Here is an 18726-nt window from a genome sequence, read left to right on the forward strand (position 1 = left end):
TCCGAAGGGGACAGGGACCGCCGCGGGCACGCCGAAGACGTGCGTGAACCACTCACGCAGAAGGAGAGGGGATCCTGGGCGGCGGGTGAAGCACCCGTGCCGCCCGGCGACTCATCCAGTTCTACCGACGCCCCGGCCACCTGGCAAAGACCCCGCCTACTACCCACCCTCGCAGGAGGGGACCCGCCTACCCCCTCCGAGGGGGTGCCCGGGGGCCGTCCGGGTACTACGACACCGCTTCGTATGTGACCTGGGTCCTATGGGACGGCTCACCGCCACACCCCCCGAACCTCACCTGATGTCACCCTTCACACCGGTTTGCGTGGCGGCGAACCGCGCCGAGGGGGCGGGTCGAGATCCGCACGGGGCGGTCTCGCGAGTCGCACGGCATACGCATGCGGAGCGGGTGAAGACGGGGCACCGGTCCGGCCGCCCCTCGTGCGCGGCGGCACCAGGAGTGCCCTGGAAGGTGAGGTGGCCGCTGATGGTCGGGCTGCCGGGTGCCGCGCTGCTGGAACTGATCACGGCTTCGACCATCCTCCCCGCGCTCACCTACGGCTCGACCATCGTGCTCTACCTGGCGGTACGAGGACGCCTGGGCCGCAGGAAGGGCGCGTTCGACCTCGGGCGCTTCGAACTGCCGGTCGCGATCTGCGCCCTGGTGTGGACGCTCGTCGCGTTGTTCGTACTGGTCGCCCCGCGCGAGGTGCTCGTCCCCGTCGTGGTCGTGGCGGGCCTCCTGTGCCTGGGCGGCCTGTACTTCGTCGCCGTGCTGACGCTCGACCGCCGGGCGCTGGAGACGGAACCGGGCGACGTCGACGCCTTCACCCGGTGACGCGAGGACCACCACCCGACGGTCGGCACCGGCCGCCCCGACCTCGCCGCAACGCCCCCGCCACAACCGATCGGCCCGGCTCCGCGTCCTACCCGCAGAGCCGTCCCCGGTCAGCCGGTCCGGGACGACGCCGACCCTGGAGGGGCATCATCGCCACGCTCGCCGCACACCGACCCGAACCGCCCGCAGGGCGCCGCCGGAGGGCCGGAATCGGCATGGCGCTGCTGGGCGGCGTGGCGGGTGTCGTGCTGACCGCCGTGCTCATGACGGTTCTGTGGTGGCCGCGGACCGAGGTGACGTACCGCAGCAGCGCCCCCTCGGCCGTGGTCTACCAGGACGGGGTACCGCACTCGCTGGCGCTCGTGCACATGCACACCCTGTCCGGGCGGCACTCCTACAAGATGGTGATCGGCAGGGAATCCGTCCAGACCTACGGGCACTGGGTGGACGTCGACACCTCTCTGGGGCAGGACGGAATCGAATCCACCGCGTGGACGCAGGACGGGGTGCGTGTGCGTTTCCCGACCGGCCACGAGGTCTTCGTCCCTGCCCGCTTCTTCCTGTACGGCAGGTGACGAACAGGCCTACGATGCCGGACGGACGGGGCCGTAGCGCAGAGGTCGTCGCGCGCGGTCTCCACAACCGCGAGGACGCCGGTTCGAATCCGGTCGGCTCCGTCCCTCCGGCCGGCCGGAGGGTGCGCGTCGATGCCCGCCCGTCGGCGGCCTGCCCGCGGTCATGCCGGGGCGTTCCAGGCGGTGGTCAGCCCGTCGAGCCACGCGGGTGGCAGCTCCGCCGCGTCCCACTCCTCACGCAGTTCCCCGGGCACGGTCGCGAGCCGCTCCAGCACCGCGAGGCTCGTGGCGGAGTGGAGGAGCGAGTAGCGGCCGTGCACCGTGATGGCGCTGTCCGGTCCGAACGCCGCGAACATCCGCTCCAGCCGGGGCCGGTGGGCCGCGGCGAACCGCGTCAGCCGCCCGGCGTAGCCGGCCCGCTGGCGGACCGTCATCGTGGCGAGGACGGCGGCGAGCACCTCCTCGGTCACCTCCGGATCCAGTTCCGAGACCGCCGTGAACGACAGGTACAGGGGCGTGAGCGCGACCCGTGCCCGTTCCACCTCCATGCGCCCGGCCCGCGGGCGCTCCCCCGCCGGGCCCTGTTGCCCGTCCGGTCCGACGACCCGCCGGAGCGTCCGCTCGGCGACGGCGCCGAGTTCCTCCAGCGTGTCCCCGGCGCCGTCGAGCCAGCCCGTCGCGTACTCCTCGCCCTTGTCCCCCGGAGCCTCGCGGCCGCTGCCGCTCAGTTCCTCGTAGGCGAGGGCCAGGGCGCCCGCCTCCACCAGGCCGATCAGTTCCCGCGCGTCGTCGGAGGGGACCCCTGCCCGCGCGAGGAGCTGCAGCAGCGTCGTCCGCGCGTTGTCGACACTGGCCTCGTCCGGCCATTGCCGTCCCTCGTCGGCCGTGCTCATCGGATCCTCCTCTTCCCTCGGGTGGCGCGGTGTGTCCAACGAGACCGCTCCTCCCACGCTCCAACGCCCGACAGCCCGGCTGTTCTCCCCGCCCGGTCGCCCGGTCCCGCTCGGCGCCGTTGCGGGCACGAGGGCGAGTGGGCGCCGACGACGGGGCCTGTGGCCGGGCACCTGGAGGCTATGACATCAGGTCGTCGGGCCGACGGCGGGAGGTACCCCCGGGGCCCGGGGGATCCGCCCAAGGACCGGGGCCGGCGTCGCCGTACTGCCGTACGGAAGTCCGGCGGTACGACGGAGGGTTCGGGGACGCCCGCGTCGGCCCGGTCACCCGGGCCGGACTCCGCCGCCGTGGCGGTACGGCACTACCGCGCCGGCCGGGCGGAACGCGGAGGGAGGGCGAGGCCGGCCGGGGTGTTCAGGCCGGTGGAGTTCACGGTGCTCTGGGCGCCGTCGGAGAGGCGGACGCGGACGACCCGGTTGTTGAAGGCATCGGCGACGTAGAGGGCGCCGTGGTGGTCGAGGGCGAGGCCGAGCGGGCTGCTCAGGCCCGTGGTGGGCACCGTGGTCTGCCCGCCGGTTCCCGCCGCGATCCGCACCACGCGGTTGTTGCCGCTGTCGCTGACGTAGAGGTCTCCGGCGGCGCTCAGGGCCAGGCCGGTGGGCTGGGAGAGGCCGGTGGTGGGGACGGTGGACTGCCCGCTCCCGTCGGCGGCCACCTTCACCACCCGGTCGTTGACGAAGTCGGAGACGTACAGGTCCCCGTCGGGTTCCAGGGCCAGCCCCCAGGGGTGCAGCAGCCCGGTGGTGGCAACGGTGGTCTGGCCGCTGCCGTCGGCCGGCACCTTCACGACGCGGTCGTTGAAGCTGTCGGCGACGTAGAGGTCGCCGGCGGCGTCGACGGCCAGGCCCAGGGGGCGCGAGAGGCCTTCGGTGGGCACGGTGGACTGCCCGCTGCCGTCCGGGGCCGACCGCACCACGCGGTTGTTCCCGGTGTCGGAGACGTAGAGGCTGCCCGCGCGGTCCCAGGCCAGCCCCGTCGGACGTACCAGGCCGTCCAGGGAGAGGGTGGTCTGGCCGCCTCCGTCGGTGGGCAGCGTGACCACGCGGTTGTTGCCGTAGTCGGACACGTACAGCGGCGGGCCGGTGTGCGGGCCAACGCCGTGGAGCCGGTCGGCGCCGGCCGCCCGCGCGGGCAGCGCGCACAGGAGCAGCGCTCCGGCGAGGGCGGCCAGACGCCGGGTCAGCCGACTCCGGGTGCGGCCGGCGGGCGCCTGGGATTCGGGTACGTGCGACTCGGCCGTGACGCGTGCCACGATTCACCCACCTGTTCCGGATGTTTCGGAAGGGCCGGCCGCGTGCCGGACCGGCCTGGTCGGGACGACCCTAGGCAGCCGCCGCGGGCCGGGCGGAAGCCACGCCACCGGCCGCGCCGCGGGCCACTCCAATGCACGGGCGCGTTCGAAAACGTGTAGGTATGGCCCGTGCGGTTCTGGGATCATGCCCGGATGGTCCACCCCCTCGAACACCTGGTCGTCCGGCACGCCCACCGCCTTCCCGTCCCCCACGGCCCCCTCGGCCAGGGCGGCGGCGCGGCGCGGCAGTTCGACGCCGCGCTGATGTCCGTGGGCTTCAAACTGTCGGGCGACCTGCTGGAGCACCTGTCGGGGCTGTCCGCCGAAACGGGTGAGGGTTTCGAGGAGACCGAGGAGTCGCTCTTCGGCTTCATGCTGCGCGACGCCGAGCAGGAGGGCCGCCCCTTCGAGCCGCGCACCGTACGGATGAGGTCGGAGCTGCGCGGCCCCGGCAGGGTCGCGCTGCCGTTGGCCTTCGTTCGCGGGGACGACGGCCGCTGGCGCGCCAAGTGGCTCCACCTGTACCTGCGGGGGAACCCGAACGCCAACCGGGTCGAGGGGAACCGGGTGTCGGTGGCGGTGCTGGTGCGCGCCCTCGTCGAGCGCGAGCCCCTCACGGTGCGGTACCTCGCCGGGCTGATGGCCGAGGGCGCCACGGCCGTCACGGTGTGGGACGGTACGACGGTTCCGGACGGGCCGGTCACGTACGTCGGTCTGGAACGTCCGGAGGGGCTGCACGCGGATTCCGTGGTCGTCACGCCGGAAAACCTGCGTGCCCTGATCCCCGGCTGACTGGTAGCGTTCGATTCGGCGAGGCCATGGACGGGCTTCCTTCTCCACACTCCCTGAAATAGCCCCTCCGCTTTCCTCGCCCTCGACGTCGCGCCGGGGTGCCCAAGGGCACCCCGGCGTCTCGTTTCTCCCCCGCCGGATACCCGCCCTCAGCCCTGGCGGTGCGGGCCGAGGTCGAGGAGGACGGCCGCCAGGTCCTGCGCGGTCATGCCCGGGGCGGGCAGCTCCGCCGGGGGGCGCTCCCCGGCCCGCAGGCCGTCGAGGAACAGGGCCAGCTGCCGGCGCCAGGCGTGCGGGGGCCCTGCGACCGCGAGGGAGGGAACGGAGCGTCCGAGCGTGGCCAGGCCCAGGAGCACGTCCTCGACGGTGATGTCGGGGCGCATGGCACCGGCCCGTTGGGCGCCGTCCACCAGCAGGGTGATGGTTTCGTGGTTGTGGGCGTGGACGGAATCGAGGGAGGTCACGCCCTCGATGGCGGTGGTCATCAGGTCGTTCGCCCCGCGGTCGGTGGCCAGTACGGTGAAGACCGCCTCCAGGTAGCCGGCCAGCCCGGCCCACGGGTCCGCCGCGCGGCGCGCTTCGTCCCCGGCCGCGATGGTGTCCAGCAGGGCGTCCTGGAACACCGCGTCGATCAGGGCGGCGCGGGTGGGGAAGTTTCGGTACAGGGTGGCGTTGCCGACGCCGGCCCGGCGGGCGATCTCGTCGAGGGGGATCTCCAGGCCCTCGGCGGCGAAGGCCTTGCGCGCGGCGGCCAGGAGCAGCTCGCGGTTGCGCAGCGCGTCGCGCCGTACCGGCGCGGGCCGTTGGGTGCCCGGTGTCATGTCCACTCCTCGTGTCGCCGGCGGCGCGCGTACGCATGTACCGGGGATCGCTGTCCGGTCCGGATGCTAGCGCCACCGGGCGGAGTGTCACGCATCGAGCCGCCGCGACCAGCGCACCGGCAGCGAGGCGACGCCCCGGAGCATGGCGCCGGAACGGCGCTCCGGGGAATCGGGGTCACCGGCCAGGGCGAGGTCCGGCATCCTGCGCAGCAGCGTCTCCAGGGCGATCCGGCCTTCGACGCGGGCGAGCGGCGCACCCAGGCAGTGGTGGATGCCGTGGCCGAACGCGAGGTGCCCGCGGGCCGGGCGGCGGATGTCGAAGCGGTCGGGATCGGGGTGGTACCGGGGGTCGCGGGAGGCCGAGGCCAAGGAGAGCATGAGGCTGTCGCCCGCGGGGATGTGGACGCCGTCGATCTCCACCGGTTCGGCGGCGTGCCGGAAGGCCGCCGCCGCGACGGGCCCGTCGTAGCGGAGCACTTCCTCGACGGCGCCGTCGAGCAGGCTCGCGTCGGCCCGCAGCGCGGCGAGCTGGTCCGGGTGGCGGAGCAGGTTGAGGACTCCGCCCGAGATCAGGTTGACGGTGGTCTCGTGTCCGGCGACGAGCAGGAGGAAGGCCATCCCGAGCAGTTCCTCGGGCGAGAGTCCGTCCTCCTCGGCGGAGGCGCGGACCAGGGCGCTCATCAGGTCCGCCCCGGGGTCACCCGCCTTGGCGGCGATCAGCGAGGCGAAGTACGCGGCCATCTCCCCGCCGGCCGCGGCGGCCGCGGCGGGCGAGGACGGCGCCACGAGCTCGGTGGACCAGGCGTGGAAGTGGTGCCGGTCTCCGGAGGGGACTCCGAGCAGCTCGCAGATGACAGTGAGCGGCAGCGGGAGGGCGTATCCGGCGACCAGGTCGGCGGTGCCCGCCGGGGGGAGGGCGTCGAGGAGCCCGTCGGCGATCTGCCGGACGCGCGGCCGCAGGGCGTCGATCCGGCCGGCGGTGAACTCTCGTGCGACCAGGGACCGCAGGCGGGTGTGCTGCGGGGCGTCGGTCTGCAGCATGTTCAGGCCGATGGCGTTGCCGCCGTCGCTCTGCCACGACGAGGAGTGCCGTATGTCGTTGCGCAGGCGGGAGTCGGTCAGCGCGGCCCGCACCTCGTCGCGTCCGAGGACGAGCCAGACGTCACCGGTCCCGGGCACGTGGATGCGGTGGACGTGGCCCTTCTCGCGCAGTGCGGCGTAGGCCGGGTACGGGTCGGCGATGACGTCGACTCCCGGGGGAGCGAGTTCCTCAAGCGTCGGGGCGGCCATGGCGGTTCCTCCCTGTCGATAAACGGGGAGAAGTCCCCGCTTCATGCGGGGACAGTAGCATGAAGCGGGGGCTGCTCCCCGGTTAGGCCGGGGCGGGAGGCCTTCCCGGGTCGGCCGCGTCGAGCAGCAGTGCCGCGGCCACGGCCGCCCCGTCGGAGCGCAGGGTGGCGGCCACGGCCCGCGCCCGCGTACGGGTCCCCGGACTCAGGGCCCCGGCCAGCGCGGCGGACAGCGAGTCGACGGTCGGCGTCGGGTCGTGGTGGGCCGAGCCGATGCCGAGCTCTGCGACCCTTCCGGCCCAGTACGGCTGGTCCGCGATCCGGGGGACGACCACCTGGGGCGCGCCGGCCCGCGCCGCCGCCGTGGTGGTGCCCGCGCCCCCGTGGTGCACGACGGCCGCCACCCGGGGGAACAGGGCCTGCTGGTTGACCTCGCCGACGACGAAGCAGTCGTCGGCGTCGTCGACGGGGGCGAGGTCCGCCCAGCCACGGGCCAGGAGCACGCGGCGGCCGTTCGCGCGGACGGCCTCGGTGGCCACGCGGGCGATGTCCTTCGGGGCGTGCGCGGCCATGCTGCCGAAGCCCACGTACACGGGCGGCGCGCCGGCGTCCAGGAACGCCTCCAGCCCTTCCGGGAGCGGCCGGTCGTCGGGCAGGATCCAGGCCCCGGTCTGCACGACGTCGAGGTCCGTCATGCCCTGCGACGGGCACAGGGCCGCATCCGCCGCCAGCCACGGCCGGTCGGTGAAGACGTGGTCGCGGACCCCGTCCACCGGCGGCAGACCCATCGACGCCCGATGGCGGGCCACCGCCTCGCCGTACAGCGCGTTCACCCTCTGGGCGTCCTGTTCCCACAGCGCCCGGTTGTCGGTCTCGTCCGGCGGGGACGCCTTGCCCGGCCGGGACCCGGGCGGGAAGTGCCGCGACGGGATTCCGAAGACGTGGAAGCAGGCGTACACGTAACGGATGCCCAGCTTCTCGGCCACGTCCCGCGCGCCGGCCGGCATCAGACCGGTCGCCAGCAGAGCGTCACACCCCTCGGCCGCGGCGGTCAGGACATCGAACCGGGCGGCGACCAGCTCGGGGGCGAGCCGGAACGCGTCCTTCGCCGTCGGCGGCTGCGCACCGGCCACCACCGAGCGCACCGTCGGGCCGAGCGGCACCAGCGGCACCCCGACGCGTGCCAGCAGCGCCGCGAACTCCTCGTCGGGCGGTGCGCACACGCGCACGTGCGCACCGCGCGCCCGCAGTTCCACCGCCAGTGCCGCCAGCGGTTCGACGTCCCCGCGCGATCCCCACGCCGTCAACAACACACGCACTTCGCGACTCCCGTTTCCGCAGGTCATTGGCTTTCGGCCGCCGATTCTCCGGGACGACGGGGGTCTTGCCGCAAGCCCCCCGGTGCGCTATACGTTGAAGAGGGAGGGGAGTTGGCCCCGGCCGCCCTCGGCACGGCATCCCCGATCCGGGCTGGGCGGCACCGGCTGGGCGGCACCGCTAGAAGATGCGGGCGCGCGTGTGGTCGATCAGGTTGTCGAGGATCTCGCGCAGCCATGTGCCGCGAACGGCCGGCAGGCGCACCAGGGCATGCTCGAACGCTCCCGGATCGGCCCGCAGCGGGTGGTGGGGGCGTGGCGCGGGCGGGTCGTCGCGGAGCACGCCGTCGGGCATCACGCCCGAGGCGGGGAACGGCAGGTGCGGCTCGGGAAAGGCGAGCCACAACCAGACGCCGAACGGCAGCGGCACCGGGTACGCCGAGGGGGACCGGCCGGCCGGGGTCCAGAGCTTCCCCGTCTGCGGATGGACCGGCACCAGGAGGATGTCGGCGTGCGCCGCCGGAGCAGGCCGTCCCGGTCCCGCCAGGACGGCCCGCCGCACCGGCGGCCCCGGGGGCAGCAGGGCGTCGAGGGCGCGGCGGAACACCTCCTGGGCCAGGCCGTCCGGAACGGCCACCGGCCGGCCTTCCAAGGCCGCCAGCAGGTGGGCGAGGGCCCGGCCCGCCGCCGCCTCCCACCGCGGGCTCCACGACCACCAGTGGTTCGACCCCCGCCGTGCTCCCCATGTGGTGATCGGCTCGAACGGGGGCGTGCCCTTCCCTTCCGCCAGCAGCTCCGCCCAGGACAGCGGTGGCGCGTGGGCGCCGCCCTCGGGGCGGCGCACGGCGTCCGGGGCGAGCCAGACCGCCTGCCAGAGAGAGCAGTCGTCGATCCGGCTCGCCACGGCCAGGCCGCAGGACCCGCAGGCCATGTTGGGGCCGTCGGCCCCGTCGAGGCCGCAGCAGTAGCCGCCGGCCCTCTCGGGGATCAGCCGGGTGCCTCGGGTGTCGCCGGGTGCGATGACGATGGCGCCGGGCGCTCCGTCGGACAGGGCGTGCACCGGCGCGTGAACGCCGCGGGCAGCGGCCTCGTCCGGGTGGACCTCCTCCCACCTGCGCCACGGTGGCCCCCAGTGCTCCGGCTCCACGGCGAACGTCCCCGGCTCCATCAGCACCGGGAGCTGGATCCCGTTCCCGTACTTCTGATGGGCGTGGACGGGCAGGGTGACCCGGGACAGCGGGGCGGTCAGCTCGGCGCCGCACCCCGCGCACACGAAAACGAACAAATGTCCTCCGTCTGGGAAACAGAGGCATCATCGCAGCCCGTCAGCGGCCCGCCAATCGAAAAAACGGGGCGTGGGGATCACGTCGCGCGTCTCGTCTGCCTCGATGCCCGCCGTAGTGCGGCCGAGTGCGTCCGGGGGCGCCTCGTCGGCGCAGACGGTGCCCCGTGCGGGCAGGGCCAGGGTGGCGAGGTAGGCCGTGACCAGCGTGCTGACGCACTCGCTCCGGTTGTAGGCGGTGTGTCCTTCGGCGGCGAAGGTCAGCAGGCGTCCGTTGTCGAGGGTCCGCGCGAGGGCCACGGCGTCCCGGTACGGGGTGTCCGGGTCACCGGTCGTGCCGAGGACCAGGATCGGGGCGGAACCGGCGGCGCGGTAGGAGCCCTCGTAGCGGCTCGGGCGCTCCGCCGGCCACTGGGCGCAGGTGGGCGCGTGGTTGTGGTCGTAGGTGGGCGGCCCGAGGCCGATGGGCGGTCCCAGCAGGGGGGCGCCGGCGACGTGGGCGCCGACCAGGGCGCCCAGGAGCAGCCGGCCGGACGGATAGACCCGGTCGGCGCATTCGACGGCCAGGTTGGCGTTGAGGAAGTCGAAGGACGCGGACGAGGGCGGGTTCAGCAGGAACGAGGGCCGGCGCGTCCGCGCCGCCTCCAGGGCCTGTCCCAGGTGGGGCCAGGCCTCCTTGCCGGAGTTGATGTTGAACATCAGCCGGTAGGCGAGGGTGTAGCCGGTCGCCCGGCGTCCGCTCGCGGTGACGACGGGGTGGGCGTCCAGGTCCCGTTCGAGCGCGTCGAAGGCCCGTCGGGGAGTTCCCCCGCCGAATCCGCAGGTGGTGGCGTTCCGCGCGCACCAGTCCAGGAAACGGCCGACTGCCGCGTCGAGGGCCTCGAACTGCGCGGCGTCGTAGGCGTACGGCACCTCGGCGTAGCGCCGCGGATCGTAGGCCCCGTCCAGGACCATGGCGCGCACGCGCCTGGGGAACCGGGCCGCGTACACGGTGCCGACGTAGCTGCCGAAGGAGCGGCCGTAGAAGGTCAGCGTCTCCTCGCCGAGGGCCTGGCGGAGGAGATCGATGTCCCCGGCGTTCGAGCCGGTGCCGATGAACGACAGGAGGTCAGCGGACCGTTGCCGGCAGGCGGTCGCGAAGTCCAGGCCCTGGCGGACGGCGCCCCGCAGGGCCCCGGGGCCGGGGACGGCGCGTGCCGCGTCGACGGCGGCGGCGTACTCCCCGTCGTTCCAGCACTCCACCTGTCCGCTGCGCCCCACCCCGCGCATGTCGTACCCGACGACGTCGAAGGCCTCGCGCAGGGAGGCGGGGAGCGCGTCGTAGCTGTCACGGGCGAAGTCCACACCGGAGTTGCCGGGTCCGCCGGGGTGCAGCACGAGGACCCCCGTGCGGTGGGTCCGGCCGGGTGCGGGCCGCCGGGTGACCGCGAGCGGGATCGTGGGCCCGGTGGGGCGGCGGTAGTCCAGTGGCACCCGGGCGGTCGCGCACCGGAAGCCGTCGCCCGGGGCGTCGCCGGCCTCCCCCTCGCACGGACCCCAGGACAGGACGGGGACGGGTGGGACGGCGGCCGGGGGCGCCGCCGTGGCACCCCCGGGCGTGCTCCCGAGGAGTGCGGTGACCGCGATCAGGACGAGGGCCGTCGCCCAGGCCACTCGTCTGCGCGGGTCATCGGCCGAACGGGTCTGCGTGCACCGGGTCTGCATACGGCGAACTCCCTCTGGTCGGACGGGGCCTCAGCCCGTGCGGCCGTCGGACCACTGGCCCAGGGCGACCATACTTCGGCACGGCGAGGGTGGCGCCCGCCGCCACGAGCGCCGGCGCCGGCGCCAGGTCCAGCGGCCACGCCCGCCGGGGCCGGGGGTGCCGCCGCCGGGTTCAGCGGAGCGATTCCCTCGGGGGGCGCTCGCGCAGGGCTCCGTATCCGATGAAGTAGGCGGGGATCCGGTTCAGCCACCGCGAGTCGGTGACGAGCTCCGTCATCCGTTTGGCCCGCCGGGGATCGCCGAACGCGGTGCGGCCCGCCAGCAGCGGTTCGATGACCTGGGCGTGGGCGAGGCGCTGGAGGCCCTGGGTCGCCACGGTGGTCGGCCAGCGGCGGAGTTGGACGCGGCGCACGTCGTGGAGTCCTACGGTGCCCTCGCGCAGCGGACGCACGAGGTGGCGGGCCGCGGCCACCGCGTCCTGCACGGCGAGGTTGATGCCGATGCCGAAGACGGGTGACATCGCGTGGGCGGCGTCGCCGATGCACAGCAGCCCCGGCCGGTGCCAGCGGCGCAGGCGGTCGAGCCGTACGTCCAGGAGTTTCACCTCGTCCCAGGAGGTGACGGCGTCGCTCCGGCCGGCCAGCCACGGGACGGCGGCCGTGAACCGGGTCATGAACCTCTCCAGGCCCTCCGCGCGCCGCTCCGCGTCGGTGCCCTTGGGGATGAGGGCCGCGCACTGCCAGTAGTCGCCGCGGTCGATCAGCGCGGTGAAGAACCGGTCGCCCAGGCCGCCCACGAGTCCGCTCGGGTCGTCCTCGTGGCGCGGCAGCCGGAACCACCAGGCGTCCATGGGGCAGGGGAAGTCTTCGAGGCCGAGTTCGGGCAGGGTTCTGGCCAGGGAACCCCGGCCGTCGCAGGCCACGGTGAGGGTGGCCCCGATCTCACCGGTGCCGCCGTCCGCGGTGCGGTAGCGCACGCCCGTGACCCGCCCGCGCTCCGTGAGGTACGAGGTCACCTCGGTGTCCATGCGCAGGCGGAAGGAGGGCTCCCGGCCCGCTTCGTCGGCGAGCAGGTCGAGCAGGTCCCACTGGGGCACCATCGCGATGTAGTTGTACTTCCCGTGGAGCGCGCCGATGTTCCCGACCGTGACGAGGGACCGGTCCGGCCCGATGGGGAGCTGCACCGATGTCACCCGGCGCTGGGGCAGCCGGGCGAACCGTTCGGCGAGGCCGATGTCGTCGAGGAGCGACAGCGTCGAGGGGTGCACGGTGTCGCCGCGGAAGTCGCGCAGGAAGTCGCCGTGCTTCTCCAGCACCGTCACCTCCACCCCGGCCCTCGCCAGCAGCAGCGCCAGCACCATCCCGGCCGGCCCGCCTCCCACGACGCAGCACGTCGTACGCTCCACACCGCCACCTCCTTCGCGGGGATCGGGCGAACCCCAGGAGACGTATACCGCACGGGAAGAGCCGCTTGCGGTACCGGCGGCGCCGGGCTCCGCCGTCATCTCGGCCCGCGGCCCGAGATGACGAGTCGCGCGGAGGTGACTAGCATGGGGGTAGACGGCCGCAACTGCGGGATCCGCTCTCTGCCCGCAGTGGTGCACGCGGCTCGGGAATCGCGTGTCGGCAGAGGGTCCGTGGCTCGACGAGGCCACGTTGACGGCGGACGCGCACTCATCACATTCATTCAGCCACAGGAAAACTCCGTGCACGTTCCACGAGAGGAGGCAGAACGGATTCGTGCCACCACGCGTGGCACAGCTGCGAGAAGGGTTCTGAAACCATGCAAGCACTCAGAGTCAAGCGGCTCTTCGCCGTTTCCGCCATCGGTGTTCTGATGGCCGGCGGCGCGGCGCTCGGCGCCGCGGGTACGGCCTCCGCGGCCATGCCCACCCACTCCGTCACCTACAGTCACGGCGGCGGCGGTTGGGACGACGACCACGGAAACAACGGCTGGTCCGACAACGATGACGACTGGGGCGGAGGCGGATGGGACGACGGCGGCTGCTGACGAACCGAGCCGCACTGTGCGGACCGTCGAAAGACGGTCCGCACAGTCGTCGTGTCCGGCTGTCCGGCCGCACATCGTCGTGTCCGGCTGTCCGGCCGCACATCGTCGTGTCCGGCGACCCGACGATCCGGACGGAGGACGGGCGGGGCAGGATGGGCGCGTGACACCGGACTTGATTCCTCCCCGACTTTTGTGGTGCGACCCCCGCCCCATCCCCCGGTTCAACCGGCAGGAGCCCGTGACCGTCATCGTTCGTGATCCGGACTTCCACGAGCCGACGGAAGAGGACGACTGCCGCAGGGTCGGGTACTTCTGCCGGACGCACGACCGCCCCTACCGGCACGAGGGCTGCGGGGAAGGAACGCACCTCATCGCCCTGCACTGCGACGAGCACGGGCCGGAGAGCATGTGGCCGCAGCCGCGGATGCTCATGTTCCCGGAAGGGTTCGATCCGCCGCTGGGCGACGCGCAGCTGGTCCGGGTGCGCGCGCAGCGGGACGCGTAGGCAAGGTCCCGGAGGGGCGGCCTACGGCTTGATGTTCTGGTTCAGGTGGAACAGGTTGTCCGGGTCGTAGGCCCGCTTGGCCTCCACGAGCCGCTCGTAGTTCCCCTTGTAGTTGGCCCGGATCCGGTCCTGGTCGTCGTCGGCCATGAAGTTGACGTAGCCGCCCTCTTCGGAGTGCGGAGCGGTCGCCTCGTAGTAGTCGCGCACCCAGGCGGTGTTGGCCTCGTTGTCGGCCGGGTCCGGCCACATGCCGGCGATGACCGTGGCGAACGAGGCGTCGCGGTAGGCGAAGGCCGTGGCGTCCTGCGGGACGTCGTGGCAGGCGCCGTTGATCGGGTAGATGTGGACGGTCGAGTTCACCACCGGGAGCCGGGGACCGTGGACCAGGTGGGCCTCGATCGCGGCGTCGGTGAGCTCGGTGACGAAGTTGGCCTTCCAGTAGTGCTGGAGTCCGGGCGGTACCAGGCCGTCGAAGGCACTGTTCAACGCGGGATAGGGCATCGGCCCCACGTGTTCCGCGACCACGGGTGCGAACTCGCGGAACTGCTGCACGGCGCGCTCGCCCTCCGCGATCGGGCCGGCCCAGCAGGCCACGATCAGGATGAAGGGGTCCCCGTGCCGGTCCTCGGGGATGAAGGGCAGGGGCGGGGCGATCTGGAAGGCGGGGAAGCCGCCCAGCTGCCGCGGTGCGTCGGCGATGAGCTCGCGGTACCCGCGCAGGACGGCGCCGGCATCCGCCAGTTCGAAGAGCATGGGCCCGCCGTAGACGTCCTGCACCGGGGCCAGGCGGAATTCGAGCGAGGTCACCGCTCCGAAGTTCCCTCCCCCGCCGCGCAGCGCCCAGTAGAGGTCCTCGTTCTCGTCCTCGCTGGCGACCACCAGTCGGCCGTCGGCGGTCACCACGTCCGCGGAGATCAGGTTGTCGCAGCTCAGGCCCTGCCCGCGGCAGAGGTAGCCGATGCCGCCACCCAGGGTTAGCCCGCCGACACCGGTGGTGGATATGATCCCGCCGGTCGTCGCCAGGCCGAAGACGTGCGTGGCCGCGTTGAAGTCGCCCCAGGTCGCGCCGCCCTCGGCGCGCGCCGTCCGGTCTCCCGGGTCGACGCGGACTCCCCGCATCCCGGACATGTCGGCGACGACGCCGTCGTCGCAGGTCCCGAAGCCGGGCACGCTGTGACTGCCGCCGCGCACCGCGAGGTCCAGCCCGTTCTCCCGGGCGAAATCGACCGTCGCCATGACGTCGACGGCGCCGGAGCACCGCACGACGACCGCCGGCTTCCGGTCGATCATGGCGTTGTAGACCTTGCGCGCCTCGTCGTAGGCCGCGTCCTGGGGGGTCACGACCGCGCCGCGCACCCGTTCGCGCAGCTGGTCCAGGGAAATCTTTGCCATGGCCGACGCTCCTCGCAGCGCCCGCACGCACACCGGCGCCGACCGCCGGGGTCCCGGGCGTCTCTTTTCACGCTACGCCGATGGGCCCAGCCCTCAAGCCGGGCCGCGATCGGGCGTTGGGTGAGCGGCCCGGAGCGCCGTCCGGTGCTCGGGGGCCGAAGGCCGTGCGGCCGGGTCCGCTGGGGGCCGGGACGCCTCACGCCCGGGCGGGCGGCTCGCCGAAGCACCTGGCGTACTGCTCGTTCGAGAGGATCAGCGGTTTCCCGGCGTCGTGGGTGCAGGGGTCGTCGGCCCGGGCCTGCGGCCGCAGTGACGATGCGGACGGGAAGACGGACAGGCAGCAGGCGGCCAGGCAGGCCGCGACCACCGCCGCCGTCGGAAGGGTCCTTCGGCGGCTCCGGCCGGGCCGACCGCCGTGTGCGTGCGAACGGAAGGGGATCACAGGACGGTTGTAGCCGTCTCCCGCCCGGGGGCGCGGAGGGCCTGCCGCCGCGTCACCCGCCCGGCCGCCCCGGTTCACGCGTGAACGGCACGTCGTTGCGCTCGGCGGCGGGGCGCTCCGGGTGGTCGTGGCCGGTGGTGAAGGCGCGGGTGTACTCCGGTTGGCCCAAGGCGTCCCGGAGCCGGGCGGCGGCCCGGTCGACGTCGAAGCGTTCCGCGGGTGGCAGCGGTGTGCCGACGGACTGCCGCAAGGCGTGGGCGGCGCCCAGGAGTTCGCCGGCCCGGAGCAGGTCGGCCCGCCGGTGCTCGGGAGTCGGGGCGGGGGCGGCCGGGTGGTGCGGGGCGGCCGGGTGGTGCGGGGAGGCCGGGGCGGGTGCCGCCAGGGCGCCCGCGAGGCCCTCGAAGGCCTGGGCCAGGGCCCGGGGGTCGCCGGTGCGGCGGGCGGCGTCGAGACCCTCCTCGTGCAGGGACCGGGCCAGGTCGGGGTCGCCCCGGAGCTCGGCCGCGTAGCCGAGTTGCGCCAGGACCAGGGCGGCCCCCGCGTCCACGCCCAGCCGCCGGTTCCAGTCGAGCCAGGGCCGCAGCAGGGTCTCGGCCGCGGCCGGGTCGCCGCCGCGGCGGGCACCCAGCGCCAGGCCGATCACCGCGAACTGCTCGGCCGGCCGGTGCGACTGCTCCACCGCGATCTTCCGGGCCCGCTCGTGCAGCAGCTCCGCCCGCGCGAGGTCGCCGGTCAGCAGGGCAATGCGGCCCTGCCTGGCCAGGCGGAAGGAGACCGTCGTCCACAGTTCCAGTTCCCGGGCGGTGCGTACCCCGTCCTCGTACAGCCGGGCGGCCGTCGGGTAGTCGCCGCGGATCTCGGCGAGCACGCCCAGTTGTTCGGAGCTCTGCAGTCGGCCCCACCGGTCGCCGAGCCGGTCGAAGAGGGCCGCGGCCGCGCGAGCGTGCCGGTCGAGGGCCGCGAGGTCGCCCCGGTACATGGCACGGGTGGCGAGGGAGCTGAACGCGGCTGCCTCGCCCCAGCGGTCGCCCCGGGTCCGGAACGTGTCCGGCAGGGTGTCCAGGACCCCGTCGTCCGGCCCGGTCGCGGCTCCGGTGAAGCACAGCCGGGCGAACTCCAGCAGCCAGCGGGCCCGCGGATCGGCGTCGGCGGATCCCGTCGGGCCCTGGTCGTCGTCGCCCGCGAACACGTCGAACGCCGCCCGCAGGGCCCGGAGCGTGGCCGCCGGCCCGGTGGCGCCGTCGGCCTCCGCGCGTTCCGGGGCCGCCGCCAGTGCGGCGCGTGCCTCCGCGATCCGGCCGCGCAGGAACCAGTACCAGGCCAGGGCCTCCACGAGGCGTACCGCGAGCCCGGAAGCCCCTGCCTCCGCCGCGTGGTCGAGGGCCGCCGCCAGGTTGGTCCGTTCCGCGTCCAGGCGGTCCAGCCAGGTGCGCTGGCTCGGGTCGTGGAGTCCGGCCGCCGCCCGCTCGGCGAGGTCCGTGAAGTGGGCGGCGTGCCGCTGTCGCAGGGCCCGGGCCTCGCAGGCCTCCGTCAGCCGTTCGCGGCCGTACGCCGTGACGGACTCCAGCGTCCGGTAGCGCACGGTGCCGGTGGCCGCCGGGTCACCCGCGCCGCCGTACGCCACCGTGACGAGCGAGCAGTCCACCAGGCGTGCCACCACGTCGAGGACGTCCTCCCGGGCGATGCCGTCGCCCGCGCAGACCTCCTCCGCGGACTCCAGGGTGAAGCCGCCGGAGAACACCGCCAGTCGGCGGAGCACCGTCCCCTCGGCGGGGGACAGCAGCCCCCAGCTCCAGTCGATCACCGCGCGCAGGGTGCGCTGGCGGGCCGGGGCGTCCCTGCGCGCCTGGTTGAGGAGGCGGAACCGGTCGTGCAGGCGGTCGGCCAGTACGTGCACCCCCAGGGCCCGCACGCGGGTGGCGGCCAGTTCCAGCGCGAGCGGGATGCCGTCCAGCCGACGGCAGATCAGGGCGACGGCCTCCTCGTTCTCCCCGGTCACCGCGAAGCCGGGCGTGCCCGCCGCCGCCCGTTCGGCGAACAGCCGTACCGCCTCCGGCCCGGCCAGCGGCGCGACGGGCTCCAGCACCTCCCCGGCGACGGCGAGGGGCTCCTGGCCCGTCGCCAGCACCCGTACGCCGGGCGCGCCCCGCAGCAGCCGGGAGACCAGTGCCGCGACCTCGTCCACCACGTGCTCGCAGTTGTCCAGGACGAGCAGCATGCGGCGCGGGGCCAGCAGCCCCGTGAGCCACCGGGCGACCGTCTCGTCACGGTCGTCCGCCGGACGTCCGCCGGGGCCGCCCCCCGCGACGTCCTCGCGCTCGCCCAGGGCCGCGGCCACGGCCGACGCCACCCCGGTCCGCACACCGGCGAGTTCGACGAAGCGGATCCCGTCGCGGTACGGGTCTTCCCGGTCCGCGTCCGGCAGCGGCTCCGGGCCCGGAACCGGGCCGGCCGCCAGCCGTGCGGCCACCGCCAGGGCCAGGCGGGTCTTGCCGACCCCGCCGGGTCCGGTGAGCGTGACGAGGCGTCCCGCCACGACGGCGGCGCACACCCGGGAGACGGCGTCCTCGCGTCCGACCAGCGAGCCGACGGGGGTGGGGACGGTGCCCGCGGCGGGGCGCACCGCGGGCGGCGCCTGGGTCTTGGCCGGTGCACCGTGGCCGGGGGCCGCGTCGGGGGCCGCGCCGGGGTCCCCGTCGTACGGTGTGCGCCGGACCGTCAGCTCCGGGTCCTGGCGCAGGATCGCGGCGTACAGCGCGGCGAGTTCGGGGCCCGGGTCGATCCCCAGGTCCTCCGCGAAGCGCTCGCGCACCTCCCCGTGGACCGCGAGGGCCTCGCCCTGCCGGCCGGCACCGTAGAGCGCCCGCATCTGCGCGGCACGCAACCGCTGGCGCAACGGGTGGCGCTGCGCCAGCTCCGCCAGACCGTCGGCGAGTTGTGCGTGTTCACCGAGCTCCAGCCGGGCCTCCGCGAGCTCCTCGTGCGCTGTGACCCGCTGTTCCTCCAGCCCGACGGCCTCCGTGCGGACGAAACCCGCGTCGCCCAGGTCGGCGTAGGCGGGACCGTGCCACAGCCCGAGCGCCCGGGTGAGCAGCGCCGCCCGCCGCGCGGCGCCCTCCTCCCGGCGGGCCCGTGCGACCAGTTCGGCGAACACGCCCGCGTCCACCGCCGAGGCGGGGACGGCCAGCGTGTAGCCGGCCGGACCGTGGGCGACCAGGGCCCGGCCCCCCTCCTCCGCCTTCGCCAGGGCACGGCGCAGCTGGGAGACCTTGGTCTGGAGGCTGTTGACGGGGTCGGCGGGCTGCGCGTCTCCCCACAGGTCGTCCACCAGCCGGTCCACCGGCACCGGGCGTCCGTGGCGCACCAGCAGGGCGGCCAGCAGCGTCCGGACCTTCGCCTCGGGGACGTGGACGGCGCTTCCCCCGTCCGTCCGTACGGTCACCGGTCCGAGCACCTCGAAACGCATGGTGATCATCCTACGGGCGGCGGCCGGCCGGCGGTACGCGGCCGTGCGCGGA

At 74.4% G+C, this 18726-nt stretch carries 15 protein-coding genes, 1 tRNA gene and 1 pseudogene; 6 read left to right on the forward strand and 11 right to left on the reverse strand.

The window, feature by feature from the left end:
• Positions 1–469 precede the first annotated feature (469 nt).
• The 3 genes from ACEPPI_RS25710 to ACEPPI_RS25720 all read left to right on the forward strand — a co-directional run bounded on the left by ACEPPI_RS25710 (position 470) and on the right by ACEPPI_RS25720 (position 1512).
• Positions 470–835, forward strand: coding sequence for a hypothetical protein (locus tag ACEPPI_RS25710; protein ID WP_373917636.1), 366 nt, complete (start codon positions 470–472; stop codon positions 833–835).
• Positions 836–1050: 215 nt separating this feature from the next.
• Positions 1051–1410, forward strand: a complete 360-nt coding sequence (locus ACEPPI_RS25715) for a hypothetical protein (RefSeq protein WP_373917637.1) — start codon at positions 1051–1053, stop codon at positions 1408–1410.
• 27 nt (positions 1411–1437) lie between these two features.
• A tRNA-Trp gene (locus tag ACEPPI_RS25720) sits at positions 1438–1512 on the forward strand.
• 59 nt (positions 1513–1571) lie between these two features.
• Here ACEPPI_RS25720 and ACEPPI_RS25725 read toward each other — a convergent pair.
• Together ACEPPI_RS25725 and ACEPPI_RS25730 are read right to left on the reverse strand one after the other, a co-directional pair.
• Positions 1572–2303, reverse strand: coding sequence for a hypothetical protein (locus tag ACEPPI_RS25725; protein WP_373917638.1), 732 nt, complete (start codon positions 2301–2303; stop codon positions 1572–1574).
• A gap of 362 nt (positions 2304–2665) precedes the next feature.
• Positions 2666–3616 carry a hypothetical protein gene (locus ACEPPI_RS25730; protein WP_373917639.1) on the reverse strand — a complete coding sequence of 317 codons (951 nt, stop codon included), beginning with the start codon at positions 3614–3616 and terminating at the stop codon, positions 2666–2668.
• A 366-nt stretch (positions 3617–3982) separates the two neighbouring features.
• On the opposite strand from ACEPPI_RS25730, the pseudogene ACEPPI_RS25735 reads away from it, so the two are divergent.
• A pseudogene (locus tag ACEPPI_RS25735) lies at positions 3983–4447 on the forward strand (hypothetical protein); the annotation flags it as partial.
• A 149-nt stretch (positions 4448–4596) separates the two neighbouring features.
• Here ACEPPI_RS25735 and ACEPPI_RS25740 read toward each other — a convergent pair.
• The 6 genes from ACEPPI_RS25740 to ACEPPI_RS25765 all read right to left on the reverse strand — a co-directional run bounded on the left by ACEPPI_RS25740 (position 4597) and on the right by ACEPPI_RS25765 (position 12264).
• Positions 4597–5268 (reverse strand): TetR/AcrR family transcriptional regulator, encoded by a 672-nt coding sequence (locus ACEPPI_RS25740; protein WP_373917640.1) that lies wholly within the window; start codon positions 5266–5268, stop codon positions 4597–4599.
• Positions 5269–5355: 87 nt separating this feature from the next.
• Positions 5356–6558 carry a cytochrome P450 gene (locus ACEPPI_RS25745; protein WP_373917641.1) on the reverse strand — a complete coding sequence of 401 codons (1203 nt, stop codon included), beginning with the start codon at positions 6556–6558 and terminating at the stop codon, positions 5356–5358.
• 82 nt (positions 6559–6640) lie between these two features.
• Complete coding sequence (locus ACEPPI_RS25750) at positions 6641–7876, reverse strand: glycosyltransferase (protein WP_373917642.1); 1236 nt, start codon at positions 7874–7876, stop codon at positions 6641–6643.
• A 178-nt stretch (positions 7877–8054) separates the two neighbouring features.
• Positions 8055–9158, reverse strand: a complete 1104-nt coding sequence (locus ACEPPI_RS25755; protein ID WP_373917643.1) for a hypothetical protein — start codon at positions 9156–9158, stop codon at positions 8055–8057.
• A gap of 27 nt (positions 9159–9185) precedes the next feature.
• Positions 9186–10859 carry an alpha/beta hydrolase gene (locus ACEPPI_RS25760; protein ID WP_373917645.1) on the reverse strand — a complete coding sequence of 558 codons (1674 nt, stop codon included), beginning with the start codon at positions 10857–10859 and terminating at the stop codon, positions 9186–9188.
• Between the two features lie 172 nt (positions 10860–11031).
• Entirely contained in the window at positions 11032–12264 is a 1233-nt protein-coding gene (locus ACEPPI_RS25765; protein ID WP_373917647.1) for an FAD-dependent oxidoreductase, read from the reverse strand.
• A gap of 377 nt (positions 12265–12641) precedes the next feature.
• On the opposite strand from ACEPPI_RS25765, the gene ACEPPI_RS25770 reads away from it, so the two are divergent.
• A complete protein-coding gene (locus ACEPPI_RS25770) occupies positions 12642–12869 on the forward strand; it encodes a hypothetical protein (protein WP_373917648.1) in 228 nt (75 codons plus the stop codon).
• A 238-nt stretch (positions 12870–13107) separates the two neighbouring features.
• The gene (locus ACEPPI_RS25775) at positions 13108–13374 is read left to right on the forward strand and encodes a hypothetical protein (protein WP_373917649.1); all 267 of its coding nucleotides are present in this window, start codon (positions 13108–13110) and stop codon (positions 13372–13374) included.
• Positions 13375–13395: 21 nt separating this feature from the next.
• Here the strand turns inward: ACEPPI_RS25775 and ACEPPI_RS25780 are convergent, their stop codons facing one another.
• The 3 genes from ACEPPI_RS25780 to ACEPPI_RS25790 all read right to left on the reverse strand — a co-directional run bounded on the left by ACEPPI_RS25780 (position 13396) and on the right by ACEPPI_RS25790 (position 18674).
• Positions 13396–14766 (reverse strand): FAD-binding oxidoreductase, encoded by a 1371-nt coding sequence (locus ACEPPI_RS25780; protein ID WP_373917650.1) that lies wholly within the window; start codon positions 14764–14766, stop codon positions 13396–13398.
• A 196-nt stretch (positions 14767–14962) separates the two neighbouring features.
• Positions 14963–15133 carry a hypothetical protein gene (locus tag ACEPPI_RS25785; protein WP_373917651.1) on the reverse strand — a complete coding sequence of 57 codons (171 nt, stop codon included), beginning with the start codon at positions 15131–15133 and terminating at the stop codon, positions 14963–14965.
• Between the two features lie 127 nt (positions 15134–15260).
• Positions 15261–18674: a BTAD domain-containing putative transcriptional regulator gene (locus ACEPPI_RS25790; RefSeq protein WP_373917652.1), complete on the reverse strand. Its 3414-nt coding sequence runs from the start codon at positions 18672–18674 to the stop codon at positions 15261–15263.
• Between the last annotated feature and the right edge of the window lie 52 nt (positions 18675–18726).

This window comes from Streptomyces sp. AB3(2024) (assembly GCF_041862025.1).
Classification (GTDB): Bacteria; Actinomycetota; Actinomycetes; order Streptomycetales; family Streptomycetaceae; genus Streptomyces.